Below are 13,364 nucleotides of genomic sequence, written 5' to 3' on the forward strand. Positions count from 1 at the left end.
ATAAAAGGATCACCCTTATGAATCGCTATTCGTTGTTTGCTGCCACCTTGTTGCTGCTGTTCAGCCAATGGACCTTCGCGGCTTATCGCATCGGCGTGAGCATTGCCCGGGTCGACGACAACTTCATGACCTACGTGCGCACCGGCCTGGAAGCGGCCGCCAAGCAGCAGGATGTGCAGATCCAGTTCGAAGATGCCCAGGGCGATGTGGTGCGCCAGCTTAATCAGGTCGAGGGTTTCCTCAACCAGAAGGTCGACGCGGTGATCGTGCTGCCGGTGGACACCGCCGCCACCGCCAACATGACCCGTGCTGCCGTCGCGGCCAAGACGCCGCTGGTGTACGTCAACCGCCATCCGGACGAGCGCACCTTGCCCAAAGGCGTGGTCACCGTGGCGTCCAACGACATCGAGGCCGGGCAATTGCAGATGCGCTACCTGGCGGAAAAACTCGGCGGCAAGGGCAATGTGGCGATCATCATGGGCGACCTTGCACAGAACGCCACCCATGACCGCACCGAGGGCGCCAAACAGGTGCTCAAGGACTTTCCCGGTATCAAGGTGGTCGAGCAGCAAAGCGCCGAATGGCAACGCAGCAAGGGCATGGACCTGACCAGCAACTGGCTGCTGGCGGGCACGCAGTTCGATGCCATCGTGGCCAATAACGATGAAATGGCGATTGGCGCGGCCATGGCGTTACAGCAGGCAGGGAAAGCCAAGGGTGACGTGGCGATTGTCGGCATCGATGGCTTGCCCGATGGGCTGGCGGCGATCAAGCGGGGGTTGCTGACGGCGTCGGTGTTCCAGGACCCGAAAGCCCAGGCAACCCAAGCGGTGCAGGCGGCCGTGCGGATGATCAAGGGCGAGGCGATTGAGCCGGAGGTGTGGGTGCCGTTTGAACTGATCAAGCCGGAGCAGGTGGCGGTGTTTGAGCAGCGCTACAAATAGAGTGAAATACAACAATCCAAATGTGGGAGCGGGCTTGCTCGCGAATACGGAGTGTCAGTCAACAGATTTATTGGCTGATCCACCGCATTCGCGAGCAAGCCCGCTCCCACATTTCTTACAGCGTCAGGCCTTTAGTCCAGGTCGCTGGCGTTATGGCGCTCGGCCAACTGCTCATGGGGCTCACCGGACACCCGATTCACCCGCCGCCCGCGCTGCACCGCTGGCCGCGCTTCGATGGCGTCCGCCCAGCGCAACACGTGCGTGTACTCATGCACCGACAAAAACTCCGCCGCGCCATACAGGCGGCCTTTGACCAACCCGCCATACCACGGCCAGATCGCGATATCGGCGATGGTGTATTCATCACCCGCTATGTATTCGCTCACCGCCAGGCGTTGGTCGAGTACGTCCAACTGACGCTTGGTTTCCATGGCAAAGCGGTTGATCGCGTACTCCATCTTGCTCGGCGCATAGGCATAAAAATGCCCGAAGCCACCGCCCAGGTACGGCGCACTGCCCATCTGCCAGAACAGCCACGACAGGCATTCGGCACGGGCCGCAGGCTCAGTGGGGAAGAACGCGCCGAACTTCTCGGCCAGGTACTGCAAAATCGCGCCCGACTCGAACACCCGAATCGGTGTGGCACCACTGCGATCCAGCAGCGCCGGGATCTTGGAGTTCGGGTTCACCCCCACAAAACCGCTGCCGAACTGGTCGCCGTCACCGATCTTGATCAGCCAGGCGTCGTATTCCGCAGCGCTGTGACCCAGCGCCAGCAGCTCCTCCAGCAGGATCGTGACCTTCTGACCATTAGGCGTGGCCAGGGAATACAGCTGCAGCGGGTGCTTGCCCACCGGCAAGTCTTTTTCGTGGGTGGCACCGGCAATCGGTCGGTTGATGCTGGCGAAGGTGCCGCCATTTTCGGTGTCCCAGGTCCACACTTTCGGGGGTACGTAATCGGTCATGCTGACGGCTCCAGAGGCGTTTGCGATCCCAGACTAAACCAAAGGTTGATGACTCGTCACACAGTGAATGCCACCGCCACCCGCCGCAATGGCATCGACATTCAGCGCCACCACCTTGCGGTCCGGGTAGAGCCGGGCCAGCAGGTCCAGCGCCTTGCGGTCCGCCACCGGGTCGCCAAACTCCGGGGCGATCACCGCACCGTTTATCACAAAGTAATTGATGTAGCCCGCCGCGAAATCCGGATTGCCCTTGCTGAACTTGCTTTTACGCGGTTTGAGCGGCGGCGACACCGTGTGCACTTGCAAAGCCCGGCCATCGGCGTCGGTGGCCTTTTTGAGGATTTCCAGGTGCGCCAGGGTGACCTTGTGATCATAGGATTCAGGGTCGGTATCGAGGTTGGCCAGCACCACGCCGGGGGAGACGAAACGCGCGTAGAAATCGACATGGGCGTCGGTGATGTCCTTGCCCTTGATGCCCGGTAGCCAAATGATCTTGCGCAGGCCCAGGCGTTCCTTGAGTTCGGCTTCGACCTCGGCCTTGCTCCAGTCCGGGTTGCGGTTGCGGTTGATCCAGCTGCTTTCGGTCATGATGCCGGTGCCGAGGCCATCGACCTCAATGCCGCCGCCCTCGCCCACCAGTTCGCTGCGGATAGGCCGGGCGCCGGTTTCCTCGGCGATCTGGGCCGCCAGCAGCGCGTCATCGTCGTGCTGCTGCTTGTTGCCCCAGCCATTGAAGTTGAAGTCCACCGCCCCCAGGCCGCCGCTGCCGTCGATGACAAAGTTGGCGCCCGTATCGCGCATCCAGATGTCATCCAGCTCGGTTTCCACGAAGGTGATGTTGCGGGTGCCGCAGTGTTTTTCCGCAAGATGGCGTTCGTCTTCACGGCAGAACACGGTGACCGGCTCGTGATCAGCAATCGCCCTGGCGATACGGCCCAAAGCGGCCTGCACGTCGGCGGTAAAGTCTTCCCAGATGGCGCCCTGGGCGCCAAAGGCAATGAAGGCCTGACGGTGTTTTTCGCCCTCGTCGGGCATGTAGAAACCGCCGCGGGTGGCGGCGCGTAGATGCGGGGCGATCAAGGTCATGGCGCAGACCACACTGGCTTGTTTGATGAAGGTGCGACGGGTTGGCATAGGGTTCTCTTGCCTAAGGTTCGGATTGAATGGAGTTCTTTGTGGCGAGCGAGTTTTTGTGGCTAGGGGGTCTTTTGTGGCGAGCTGGCTTCTGTGGCGAGGGGGCTTGTCCCCCGTTGGAGTGCGTAGCGCTCCCGCTTTTTTTGGGGCCGCTGCGCAGCCCAACGCGGGGCAAGCCCGCTCGCCACAGAAGCCCCCTCGCCACAAAAGCCCCTCAGCTACATGGTTTTGAATTTAGTCCATACACGCATCCGTGCGCGCATATCGGCCTGGGGGATGTCCTTGCCGGCGATCAACCGTTCGAAGGTGGCAGCGTCCGGGTAGATGTCCGGGTTATCGCGCATGCTTGCCTCCACGTCCGGCCGCGCCTTGGCGTTCGCCGTGGGGTAGCCGGTGAGGTTAGTGATGGCCGCCATGTTTTGCGGGCGCATCACGAAGTTGATGAAGGCGTAGGCGTATTCCGGGTGTTGGGCGTCGACCGGGATGGCCATGGTGTCCATCCACACCGTGGTGCCTTCGCGGGGGATGTGATAACCGAAGGTCACCGCTTTGCCCGCGGCATCGGCGGCGCGCTGGGCCTGGGTCATGTCGCCGCTGTAGCCGAGGGACAGGCACAGGTTGCCATTGACCAGGTCGGTCACCGGTTGCGACTGGAACTTGCGGATGTACGGCCGCACCTTGAGCAGCAGCTCACTGGCCGCCGCCAGGTCTTCGCGCTTGGCGCTGCGCGGGTCGCGGCCCAGGTAGTTGAGCACCACGGCGAGTACTTCGTCCGGCGAGTCGATCAGCGAGATGCCGCAGTCGGCGAATTTGGCCGCGTTCTCCGGTTTGAACAACAGGTCGAGGCTGTTGACCGGCGCATTTGGCATACGCTGCTGGATCTGCCGGGTGTTGTAGGTCAGGCCGATCGTGCCCCAAGTGTAGGGCACCGTGGCTTTGTTCGAATTGACGTAGTGGGTGCGCAGTTTCTGCAGCCCCGGCTCGATGTCGCTCATGGCGCTGAGCTTGGCGGGGTCCAGGGCTTGCAGGCTGCCGGCGCGCATCAGGCGTTCGGCCACGGTATCGCCGGGGAAGATCAGGTCGTAGCCGCTGCCGCCGGCCATCAACTTGGCTTCCAGGGTTTCGCTGCCATCCATCACGTCGTAGATCACCCGGATACCGGTCTCGGCGGTGAATTTGGACAGGGTGTCTGCAGCGAAATAATCGGCCCAGTTGTAGAGCTTGAGGGTTTTATCCTCAGCCGAGGCGCAGACACTCGTCATGATCAGCGCACAACTCAATAGCCGCTTCATGATGGACGCCCATCCAGGGTCAACAGGCCCCTGTACATCTCAGGGCGACGGTCGCGATAGATACCCCAGGTCAGGCGGTCTTCGCGCATGGCGGACAGGTCGAGACGGTGCAGCAGCACGCCGGTGGAATCGCGATCCGCTTCGGCCAACAGCTTGCCCTTGTGGTCGCAGATGAACGATGAACCGTAGAAGTCCATTTGCAGGTCCGGATCAGTGGTCGCCACTTCACGGCCGACGCGGTTGGCCGCCACCACCGGCAACAGGTTCGCCGCCGCGTGGCCGCGCATGGTCATCTGCCAATGGTCCCGCGAGTCGAGCGTGGCGCAGCCGGGTTCCGAGCCAATGGCGGTGGGAAACAGCAGCACTTCGGCGCCTTGCAACGCCAGGCAGCGCGCGGTCTCCGGGAACCACTGGTCCCAGCAGATGCCCACGCCCAGGCGACCGAAGGCCGTGTCCCACACACGAAAACCGCTGTCGCCGGGGCTGAAATATTCCTTCTCCTGATAGCCGATGGCGTTCGGGATATGGGTCTTGCGGTACACGCCGAGCAAGCGCCCGTCAGCATCCGCCACGCTGAGGGAATTGAAGAAGGCATTGCCGGCCTTTTCGAACCAACTCAGCGGCAATACCACGCCCAACTCCTTGGCCAGTGCGGCGAAGCGTTTGAGCACGTGGCTGTGCTGATAGTCCTCGGCCAACGCCAAGTGCTTGTGGTGCTGCTCGATGCAGAAATACGGCGTGGCGAACAGCTCCTGCAACAGGATCACCTGGGCGCCCTGCTTCGCCGCATCTCGCACCAGTTGCTCGGCACGGTCGAGGTTGCCCGGCAGGTCCCAGGTGCAGGGCATTTGGGTAGCGGCAATGGTCAGGAGGCTCATGGCTTCACCCACGCTGGCTGTTGCTGGGTGATGCAGTGCACGCCGCCGCCGCCATGGGCCAGGTGGTTGATCTGCACCGGTACGATCTCGCGACCAGGAAACGCCTGGGCCAGGACTTCGGCCGCGACCTGATCGGCTGCAATGCCATAGGCCGGCATGATGATTGCGCCGTTGGCGATGTAGAAGTTGGTGTAGGAGGCGCAGAACACCTCGGCGTCGGTGTCGACCGCATCAGTGGCTTCATACAACTCGATCAGCTCGAAATGGCGGCCTTGGGCGTCGGTGGCGAGTTCCAGGGCGCGACGGTTTTCGCGCACCACTTCGGCGTATACAGAGCTTTGATCGTGAGTCGCATCGACCAGCAACACGCCGGGGCGGGCAAACGCACAAACACCATCAACATGCCCATCAGTCATGTCGCCCGTGACGTAGTCCGGGTCGCCTGGCAACCAAATGGTCTTCTTGATACCCAGCAGGCGCGTGAAGATGGCTTCCATCTCGGCCTTGCTCACGCCGGGGTTGCGGTTGGGGTTGAGCAGCACCGACTCGGTGGTGATCAGCGTGCCCTCGCCGTCCACATGGATCGCGCCGCCTTCATTGCTCAAGGGCGTGCCGAAACATTCCAGCCCCAGGTGATTGAGCACCCGACGTGCCAGGCTTTCGTCCAGATCATGGGCCGACTTGCCGCCCCAGGCATTGAAGCGCCAGCTCACACCGGCCGTGCCCAGCTGCGGATGGCAGACAAAGGTCGGGCCGGAGTCGCGGCACCAGCTGTCGTTGACGGCCTGTTCGATCAGCTCGATGCCCGGCCCGCACAGCGCCTTGGCGCCCGCCACGGCAGACGGATCAACCAGCATTTTCACCGGTTCGAAGCGTGCGATCGCATTGGCTACCCGCGCAAAATCCTGCTGCACGTGCGCCAGGGTCACGCCCCACGTGGTTTCCCACAAGGCCCGATTGTGCGGCCAGACCATCCACGTCGCCGCATGCCGGGCCCACTCCGCAGGCATCCACCAACCATTGCTTTGCATTGCATTCTGCTGCATGACAAGTACCCTTCAGTTAAGTCATTGTGTTCAGTGAAAACTGCCCACGGAGTCTTGGCACACATGCTATGGCGGCTTGCAAAGCCGGACAAACGATGGATTTTGTAGAAAACTGATTAGAGGAACTTATCAGCATGCTCAACCACTGGCCGCCCCTCGGCACCCTGCGCGGCTTTGAAGCTGCGGCGCGACTGGGCAGTTTCCACAAGGCCGCCGAAGAACTGCACCTGACCCAATCGGCGATCAGCCAGCAGATCCGCAGCCTGGAGGCGTACCTGGAACAGCCGCTGTTTTTCCGCAGCGGACGCAGCGTGAGCCTGACCGACGCGGGGCATGACTTCCTCAGCACCACCCAGGCGTTGCTGCAGCAACTGGCGGTGGGCGTGCGGCGCCTGGGGCAATACCGCAAGCCCAATCAACTGGTGCTCAACACCACGCCGACCTTTGCCCGCCACTGGCTGTTGCCACGGCTCGCGGATTTCCGCCGGCAACACCCGGAAGTCGACCTGTGGATCTTCAGCACCGACGAAGTGCCCGACTTGGCCAGCCAGACCATCGACCTGGCCGTGCGCGACGACATCAGCTCCCAGGCCGAATGCAGCTTCAAGGTGCTGCACGCCGACCGGCTGTTTCCCGCCTGCCACCCACGGCTGTTGAAGCTGCCCCTGGCACAACGCACCACCCTGCACGGCGAACGGGAAATGGACTGGAGCCATTGGGCGGTGGAAGCCGGGATCGATGTGGGGCAGCAGGACCAGGGCCTGAATTTTTCCGACCCCGGCCTGTTGCTCGACGCGGTGTGTGCTGGTCTGGGGATTGGCTTGGTCAGCCAGTTGCTGAGCCGTCAGGCGCAAGAAGATGGGTTGCTCACGCCGCTGGTCGACGCGACGATTCGCGGGCCGAGCTGGGCGTTGCTGACCCATCGCGACAGCGAGCACGACCCGCTGGCGCGCAGTTTCACGGCGTGGTTGCTGAGCCACTTGGAGGCCTAGCTCAAACGTGCAGCGCCACCGCCGCACCACCCTCGGTGCGTGGCACTTGCACCCGCAGCGCAATCAACAAGGCAGCCAACAGCATCAGTACACCCGCGCCCAGAAACACGCCGCTGATGCCACTGAGACTGAACATCGCTCCTCCACCGGCCGCGCCCGCCGCAATGGCTGATTGCACGGACGCCACCACCATGCCACCGGCACTTTCAGCTTGATCCGGCACGGCGCGGGCCACCCAGTTCGACCACGCCACGGGTACCCCGCCAAAGGCCATGCCCCACAGCGCCAGCAGCAATGCCTGGCCTGGCAAAGAGGCCGGCAGCAACACCAGGGCCAGCGCTGCGACGCCCACTAATACAGGCATCAACACCAAGGTGCCGCGTGGATAACGCACCAGCATCCAACCGGCCAGCAGCGTGCCGACAAAGTTGGCTGCGCCGAACCCCAGCAGCATCAACGCCAGCCCTTCTGTCCCCACCCCCGTGGTGCTTTCCAGGAAGGGCCGGATGTAGGTGAACAGCGCAAAGTGCCCGGTGTGAACCAGCACGCAGCCAAACATGCCGATGGCGATGCCCGGACGCAGCAGCACGTCCAGTACCGTGCGCAGACGTGCGGTGCCCGTGGGCGCCAGGCGTGGCAGCGTGAACAGTTGGAACGCCAGCGTCACGCCACCAACAGCGGCGGCGGCAATGAACGCACTGCGCCAGCCATACAGACCACCGAGGTAGCTGCCCAGCGGCACGGCGACCACCGTGCCCACCGCAATACCACTGAAGATGATCGACAGCGCGCGCGGCAGCAGCGCCGCCGGCACCAGGCGCATCGCCACGGCGGCTGCCATGCTCCAGAAACCGCCCAGGGCGACGCCCAGCAGGATGCGCATCAGCAGCAGCACCGCCAGGCTTGAAGAGAACGCCACCAACAGGTTTGAGGCAATCATCAGCAGGGAGAAACCCAGCAGCACCACGCGTCGGTCGATCCCACGGGTGAGGCCGGGCACCAGCAGCCCGGCGAACAACGCCACCACTGCCGTCACCGTCACGGCCTGGCCAGCGAGCGCCTCGGACACGCCCAGGTCCAGCGCCATTGGCGTCAACAAGCTGGCCGGCAGGTACTCCGCCGTCAACAAGCCGAATACCCCCATGGCCAGGGAAAACACCGCCAGCCAGGCGGGCGCATCGGGCGCCACTTGGGCAGGGTGAGCGGTTTGGACTACACAATCATTCATCACACGACATCCTCGGGAAATTAGCGCGACGGCCAGTCTAGGTTCGCCCACCCGGATGATCTATGATGAAGACCCTTGAGTTTTTGACCAAAACCCCGAACATGATTGCAATGGCGCCTTTCAATCAGTCCTCCGACCTTATCGACGAATTGCTGCGCGGCATGCGCCTGAGCGGGGTGCAGTACCGGCGCATCCAGGCCGGACCGAGCTTCGGCATGGGCTTTGAGGCCAAACCCGGACATGCCTACTTCCACTTCCTGGCCGCAGGGACGGCCACCCTGAAAACCGACGACGGCAGCCTGTTTGAGTTGTCGGCGGGCAATGCGGTGTTCATTTCCCACGGCGGCGCCCATGCGCTGTGCTCCGATGCGGACAGGACTGTGCAGGACATCGACGGCTTTGCCGCGACCGCGTTGGGCGATACCGTCTGCGCCGTGGATGCGTCCCCTGATACGCCCCCCAGCACCTTGCTGTTCAGCGCCTGCATGGCGTTCGAACTCGGCAGTCTCCAGGGGCTCGGTAGCCTGATGCCGGCCTTGATGCTGATCGATGCCCAGGGCCAGCGTTACCCCGGCCTGATGCCGATCCTGGCGGTGATGGAACGTGAAGTATCGGCTGCCCGCATCGGCTACTGCGGCATCCTCGCGCGCCTGGCCGATGTGGTCGCCGCCATGATCGTGCGGGGCTGGGTGGAATGTGCCTGCGGGAATGCGTCGGGATTGGTGGCGGCGCTGCGCGACACGCGATTGGCCGGTGCCCTGCTCGTCCTGCACCAGCAACCTGGCCGCGATTGGAGCGTGGCCGAATTGGCGGCGCACTGTCACACCTCCCGTTCGGTGTTCGCCGAGCGCTTCCAGGCCACCCTGGGCATCCCGCCCCTGCGCTACGTGACGCAATTGCGCATGCGCCTGGCCAGCCAATGGCTGACCCTGGAGCGTTTGCCCATCGAGGAAGTGGCGCTGCGCCTGGGCTATACCTCTCAGGCAGCGTTCAGCCGTGCGTTCAAGCGCATTACCGGCCAACCCCCTGGGGCCAGCCGTCAGCGCCGGCGAGCTGGCCCGGCATGAGTTCACGGATGCCGCCGCGGCGTTTGAACAGAAGATCCGACCCTATCAGCAATTACGGCGGGCCATTGCACATGCCGATGCTGAGCCCTTACTCTCTTGAGCCCATCACGTGGTAAGCAATGGAGGCTTCATGAAACTGATCGGCATGCTGGACTCGCCTTACGTAAGACGCGTGGCGATTTCCCTGGACCTGTACGGGGTGGATTTTGTGCATGAACCGCTGTCGGTATTCCGCAGCTTCGACGCGTTCGCCCAGATCAATCCGGTGGTGAAGGCTCCGACCCTGGTGCTGGACGATGGCACCGTGCTGATGGACTCCAGCCTGATCCTGGACTACCTGGAAACCCTGGCCCCGGCGAACAAAAAGCTGCTCGCGCAGCAACCCGCCGCACGCGCCCGGGACCTGCACATCCTTGGCCTGGCCTTGGCAGCCTGCGAAAAAAGCATGCAGATCGTCTACGAACACAACCTGCGCCCGGCTGAAAAGCTGCATGCGCCGTGGCTTGACCGGGTCAGCGGACAGTTGCTCGCTGCTTATTCGCTGCTGGAAAAACAACTGCCTGACAGCGAGGTGCTGACCCAGGCGTCGATTACAGCGGCGGTGGCCTGGTCGTTCAGCCAATTCACCGTGGCGTCTGTGGTCAAGGTGGATGCGTTTCCCAACCTGAGACGCCACGCCGAGCGGCTGGAACAGCATCCTGCCTTCAAGAAATACCCGATCGAGTAAGCGGACCTACACCCAGCCGCCATCCACAATAAAGTTCTGCGCCGAACACATCGCCGAGGCATCGGAAGCAAGAAACAACGCCATATTCGCGATGTGTTCCGGCAGCACACTGCCCGGCAGGCACTGGCTGCGGCTGATCAGTTCCTTGGCCGCATCGTCGACCCACATCGCCAATTGTTTTTCCGTCATCACCCAACCCGGCACCAGCGTATTCACGCGGATCTGGCTCGGCCCCAATTCCCTGGCCAGGGCGCGGGTCATGCCGTGGGCGGCGGCTTTGCTGGCGGCGTACACCGGGTAGCCGGCGGACGCCATCATCCAGCCGACGGAGCCGAGGTTGATGATCGCCCCGCCGCCCGCGCTTTTCATCATCGGCACCACGGCCTTGGCGGCAAAAAAGGCCTGCTTGAGGTTGACGGAGATCAGTCGATCGAACATTTCCGAGTCGACTTCCTCCAAGCTGTGACGCACGTCATTGGCGGCGTTGTTCACCAGCACGGTGATCGGTCCCAGGGAATGCTCGAAGCGCGTGATGGCGGCCTTGTAGGCGATCTCGTCGGTGATGTCGCAGTTCACGAACTCCACGGTGTGCCCTCGCGAACTCAGCAACGCCGCCAGGCGTTCGCCCTGGCTTTGCGCGCGGTCGACAAAGCCGACCTTGGCACCTTGCGCGGCAAAGGCGCGCACCATGAATTCGCCAATGCCCGAAGCGCCTCCGGAGATCAGGACCGTCTTGCCTTCGAGGTCGGGGTAAACAGCGTGCTGGGTCGTCATGAAAGCTTGCCTCGCTTAATTAGTCTTATTTTATTTTGCAAAAATGGCGTTAAAGGCTATAAATTCGCTGCTCTATCGACAAAATATCGCACATTAGTAGAACTATTCCACTCAAAACAACAAAAGGAAGTTCGATCATGAAGCACCCTCGATACTTGCTGTCGGGCCTGGCGATGTCCATGCTGATCGCCAGCGGCGGCACCCAGGCCGCAGGCCTCACCAGCGAACACAAACCTTTCGGTAAAACCAACGACGGCACCGCCGTCGAACAGTACATCCTGCGCAACAGCCACGGCATGCAAGCCACGGTGATCACCTACGGCGGCGTGTTGCAGTCGCTCAAGGTGCCGGACAAACACGGCAAGGTCGAGGACGTGGTGCTGGGCTTCGACGACGTGCAGGGCTATCAAAGCGGCACCGCATTTTTCGGCGCGACCATCGGGCGTTTCGGCAATCGCCTGGCCGGTGGCGCTTTTGAGCTCGACGGCAAGCGCTACCAGGTGCCGCTCAACGACGGCCCCAACTCGCTGCATGGCGGCGCCCAGGGCTTCGATAAGCACGTATGGAAAGCCACGCCCGTCAAGGCCAAGGACTCGGTGGGCGTGACCCTCACCTATCTGTCCAAGGACGGTGAAATGGGCTTCCCCGGCAACCTGAAGACCGAGGTCACCTATAGCCTCAACGACAACAATGAACTGCACATCGACTACACCGCCACCACCGACAAACCCACGGTGCTCAACCTCACCAATCACAGCTACTTCAACCTGGCCGGCGCGGGCAATGGCGACATTCTCAAGCAGGTTGCCACATTGCACGCCAGCCATTACACGCCGGTGAATGCCACCTTGATCCCTACCGGCGAACTGGCACCTGTCAAGGACACGCCGATGGACTTCCTGAAACCGACACCCATCGGCCAGCACATCAAGGAGGATCACCCGCAGCTCAAGTTTGCCGAGCCGAAACAGGGTGGGTTTGACTTCAACTGGGCGCTGGATAACAAAGGTGATGTGAAGCAACTTGCGGCCGAGGTGCATGATCCTGAGTCGGGGCGGCGCTTGCAGCTGTTTACCACCGAACCTGGGGTGCAGTTTTATACCAGCAACTTCCTGGATGGGTCGGTGAAGGGCAAGGCTGGGAAGACCTATCAGCACTGGAGCGGGTTTACGCTGGAGACCCAGCATTTCCCGGATGCGCCTAACCAGCCGAACTTTGCCTCGACCCGCCTGAACCCAGGGCAGACCTATACCCAGAACACAATCTTCAAATTCACCACCGAGTAAACCTCTGGGAGCAGGCTTGCCTGCTCCCACACTTGGATCTTCACATGGCAAGGGTTCAGCGTTGTTTCATGCGGTCGATGACCACGGCCAGGAGCAGGATCGAGCCTCGGATCACATACTGATAGAACGTGTCGATATTCTTCAGGTTCATCGCATTCTCGATGATCGCCAAAATCAGCACCCCGGCGATCACATGGCGGATCATCCCCACCCCGCCACTCAACGAAACCCCGCCCAGCACGCAGGCCGAAATCACCGTCAGCTCAAAGCCCTGGCCAATCATCGGCTGGCCGGAGGTCATGCGCGACGCCAATATCACCCCAGCCAACGCCCCGATCACCCCATGCACAGCGAAGATCAGGATCTTGGTGCGGTCCACATTCACCCCCGCCAGCAACGCCGCTTCCGGGTTGCCGCCAATGGCCATGGTGTTGCGCCCGTAGGTGGTGTAATTGAGCAGCCAGCCGAAGAACAGGAAGCACAAAATGGTGATCAGGATCGGCACCGGCACGCCAAACAACTGGCCGTTACCGAAGATAAAGAACTGATCCTGGGACACGCCCACCGCCTTGCCGTTGGCAAAGATGTACGCCAGGCCACGCACGATCTGCATGGTCGCCAGCGTGGTGATCAGCGCATTGACCCGCAGCTTGGCGATCACGATGCCGTTGATCAGCCCCACCATCAGGCCCATCAGCAACGCGGCGCCAATGCCAAGCATCACGCTGTCGGTGTCGCGCATCACAATCGCCGCCACCACTCCGGCGCAGGCGATGACCGAGCCCACCGACAGGTCAAAATGCCCCGACGCCAGGCAGAACAGCATGGTGCACGCGGCAATGCCCACGGTGGAAATCGCCAGGCCCAGCCCGCGCATGTTCAACGGTGAAAGGAAGTTGTCGATCAGCAAGGCGCACAGCAAAAAGATGCTCACGGCGGCCAGCAGCATCGCCCAGTTGTCGAGCAGCGCACGCAGGTCAAGCGGCTTGCGCGCGTTGGGCAGCACGTTGTGTTGAGGGGTCATAATCGTC

At 62.2% G+C, this 13,364-nt stretch carries 13 protein-coding genes and 1 pseudogene; 6 read left to right on the forward strand and 8 right to left on the reverse strand.

Going from position 1 to position 13,364, the window contains the following annotated elements; genetic code table 11:
• Positions 1 to 17 precede the first annotated feature (17 nt).
• Positions 18 to 944, forward strand: a complete 927-nt coding sequence (locus tag ACP7BX_RS22800; protein WP_033903167.1) for a sugar ABC transporter substrate-binding protein — start codon at positions 18 to 20, stop codon at positions 942 to 944.
• A gap of 131 nt (positions 945 to 1,075) precedes the next feature.
• On the opposite strand, the gene yghU is transcribed toward ACP7BX_RS22800, so the two are convergent.
• The 5 genes from yghU to ACP7BX_RS22825 form a co-directional block, all read right to left on the reverse strand.
• A complete protein-coding gene (yghU, locus tag ACP7BX_RS22805; protein ID WP_426127745.1) occupies positions 1,076 to 1,909 on the reverse strand; it encodes a glutathione-dependent disulfide-bond oxidoreductase in 834 nt (277 codons plus the stop codon).
• Positions 1,910 to 1,942: 33 nt separating this feature from the next.
• Positions 1,943 to 3,043, reverse strand: coding sequence for an agmatine deiminase family protein (locus ACP7BX_RS22810; protein ID WP_426127743.1), 1,101 nt, complete (start codon positions 3,041 to 3,043; stop codon positions 1,943 to 1,945).
• Between the two features lie 218 nt (positions 3,044 to 3,261).
• The gene (locus tag ACP7BX_RS22815; protein ID WP_426127741.1) at positions 3,262 to 4,335 is read right to left on the reverse strand and encodes an extracellular solute-binding protein; all 1,074 of its coding nucleotides are present in this window, start codon (positions 4,333 to 4,335) and stop codon (positions 3,262 to 3,264) included.
• The gene (gene aguB, locus ACP7BX_RS22820) at positions 4,332 to 5,213 is read right to left on the reverse strand and encodes an N-carbamoylputrescine amidase (protein ID WP_426127739.1); all 882 of its coding nucleotides are present in this window, start codon (positions 5,211 to 5,213) and stop codon (positions 4,332 to 4,334) included. The genes ACP7BX_RS22815 and aguB overlap by 4 nt, the downstream gene beginning before the upstream one ends.
• Complete coding sequence (locus ACP7BX_RS22825) at positions 5,210 to 6,259, reverse strand: agmatine deiminase family protein (protein WP_177050547.1); 1,050 nt, start codon at positions 6,257 to 6,259, stop codon at positions 5,210 to 5,212. The genes aguB and ACP7BX_RS22825 overlap by 4 nt, the downstream gene beginning before the upstream one ends.
• A gap of 134 nt (positions 6,260 to 6,393) precedes the next feature.
• Between ACP7BX_RS22825 and ACP7BX_RS22830 the strand changes: the two genes are divergently transcribed.
• Positions 6,394 to 7,251, forward strand: a complete 858-nt coding sequence (locus ACP7BX_RS22830) for a LysR substrate-binding domain-containing protein (protein WP_426127737.1) — start codon at positions 6,394 to 6,396, stop codon at positions 7,249 to 7,251.
• A gap of 1 nt (position 7,252) precedes the next feature.
• Here ACP7BX_RS22830 and ACP7BX_RS22835 read toward each other — a convergent pair whose 3' ends face one another.
• Positions 7,253 to 8,479: an MFS transporter gene (locus ACP7BX_RS22835; RefSeq protein ID WP_426127735.1), complete on the reverse strand. Its 1,227-nt coding sequence runs from the start codon at positions 8,477 to 8,479 to the stop codon at positions 7,253 to 7,255.
• A 65-nt stretch (positions 8,480 to 8,544) separates the two neighbouring features.
• Here ACP7BX_RS22835 and ACP7BX_RS22840 point away from each other — a divergent pair, with 65 nt between their 5' ends.
• The 3 genes and pseudogenes from ACP7BX_RS22840 to ACP7BX_RS22850 all read left to right on the forward strand — a co-directional run bounded on the left by ACP7BX_RS22840 (position 8,545) and on the right by ACP7BX_RS22850 (position 10,273).
• Positions 8,545 to 9,546, forward strand: a complete 1,002-nt coding sequence (locus ACP7BX_RS22840) for a cupin domain-containing protein (RefSeq protein WP_426127959.1) — start codon at positions 8,545 to 8,547, stop codon at positions 9,544 to 9,546.
• Positions 9,512 to 9,586 (forward strand): annotated as a pseudogene (locus ACP7BX_RS22845) (G/U mismatch-specific DNA glycosylase); the annotation flags it as partial. The gene ACP7BX_RS22840 and the pseudogene ACP7BX_RS22845, both read left to right, overlap by 35 nt.
• Before the next feature lie 90 nt (positions 9,587 to 9,676).
• Positions 9,677 to 10,273, forward strand: a complete 597-nt coding sequence (locus ACP7BX_RS22850; RefSeq protein ID WP_426127733.1) for a glutathione S-transferase family protein — start codon at positions 9,677 to 9,679, stop codon at positions 10,271 to 10,273.
• Positions 10,274 to 10,279: 6 nt separating this feature from the next.
• Here ACP7BX_RS22850 and ACP7BX_RS22855 read toward each other — a convergent pair whose 3' ends face one another.
• Positions 10,280 to 11,047: an SDR family NAD(P)-dependent oxidoreductase gene (locus ACP7BX_RS22855; protein WP_426127731.1), complete on the reverse strand. Its 768-nt coding sequence runs from the start codon at positions 11,045 to 11,047 to the stop codon at positions 10,280 to 10,282.
• Positions 11,048 to 11,184: 137 nt separating this feature from the next.
• On the opposite strand from ACP7BX_RS22855, the gene ACP7BX_RS22860 reads away from it, so the two are divergent.
• Positions 11,185 to 12,333 (forward strand): aldose epimerase family protein, encoded by a 1,149-nt coding sequence (locus ACP7BX_RS22860; protein WP_426127729.1) that lies wholly within the window; start codon positions 11,185 to 11,187, stop codon positions 12,331 to 12,333.
• A gap of 55 nt (positions 12,334 to 12,388) precedes the next feature.
• Here the strand turns inward: ACP7BX_RS22860 and araH are convergent, their stop codons facing one another.
• Positions 12,389 to 13,357, reverse strand: a complete 969-nt coding sequence (gene araH / locus ACP7BX_RS22865) for an L-arabinose ABC transporter permease AraH (protein WP_426127727.1) — start codon at positions 13,355 to 13,357, stop codon at positions 12,389 to 12,391.
• Positions 13,358 to 13,364 lie beyond the last annotated feature (7 nt).

The sequence above is a fragment of the Pseudomonas sp. DWP3-1-3b3 genome (assembly GCF_049896305.1).
Lineage (GTDB): Bacteria > Pseudomonadota > Gammaproteobacteria > Pseudomonadales > Pseudomonadaceae > Aquipseudomonas > Aquipseudomonas azotoformans_A.

Excerpts from the sequence above, each read along its gene's own strand:
- ACP7BX_RS22800 (WP_033903167.1), top strand. The coding sequence starts at position 18 with ATGAATCGCTATTCGTTGTTTGCTGCCACCTTGTTGCTGCTGTTCAGC.
- yghU (WP_426127745.1), bottom strand. The coding sequence starts at position 1,909 with ATGACCGATTACGTACCCCCGAAAGTGTGGACCTGGGACACCGAAAAT.
- ACP7BX_RS22810 (WP_426127743.1), bottom strand. The coding sequence starts at position 3,043 with ATGCCAACCCGTCGCACCTTCATCAAACAAGCCAGTGTGGTCTGCGCC.
- ACP7BX_RS22815 (WP_426127741.1), bottom strand. The coding sequence starts at position 4,335 with ATGAAGCGGCTATTGAGTTGTGCGCTGATCATGACGAGTGTCTGCGCC.
- aguB (WP_426127739.1), bottom strand. The coding sequence starts at position 5,213 with ATGAGCCTCCTGACCATTGCCGCTACCCAAATGCCCTGCACCTGGGAC.
- ACP7BX_RS22825 (WP_177050547.1), bottom strand. The coding sequence starts at position 6,259 with ATGCAGCAGAATGCAATGCAAAGCAATGGTTGGTGGATGCCTGCGGAG.
- ACP7BX_RS22830 (WP_426127737.1), top strand. The coding sequence starts at position 6,394 with ATGCTCAACCACTGGCCGCCCCTCGGCACCCTGCGCGGCTTTGAAGCT.
- ACP7BX_RS22835 (WP_426127735.1), bottom strand. The coding sequence starts at position 8,479 with ATGAATGATTGTGTAGTCCAAACCGCTCACCCTGCCCAAGTGGCGCCC.
- ACP7BX_RS22840 (WP_426127959.1), top strand. The coding sequence starts at position 8,545 with ATGAAGACCCTTGAGTTTTTGACCAAAACCCCGAACATGATTGCAATG.
- ACP7BX_RS22850 (WP_426127733.1), top strand. The coding sequence starts at position 9,677 with ATGAAACTGATCGGCATGCTGGACTCGCCTTACGTAAGACGCGTGGCG.
- ACP7BX_RS22855 (WP_426127731.1), bottom strand. The coding sequence starts at position 11,047 with ATGACGACCCAGCACGCTGTTTACCCCGACCTCGAAGGCAAGACGGTC.
- ACP7BX_RS22860 (WP_426127729.1), top strand. The coding sequence starts at position 11,185 with ATGAAGCACCCTCGATACTTGCTGTCGGGCCTGGCGATGTCCATGCTG.
- araH (WP_426127727.1), bottom strand. The coding sequence starts at position 13,357 with ATGACCCCTCAACACAACGTGCTGCCCAACGCGCGCAAGCCGCTTGAC.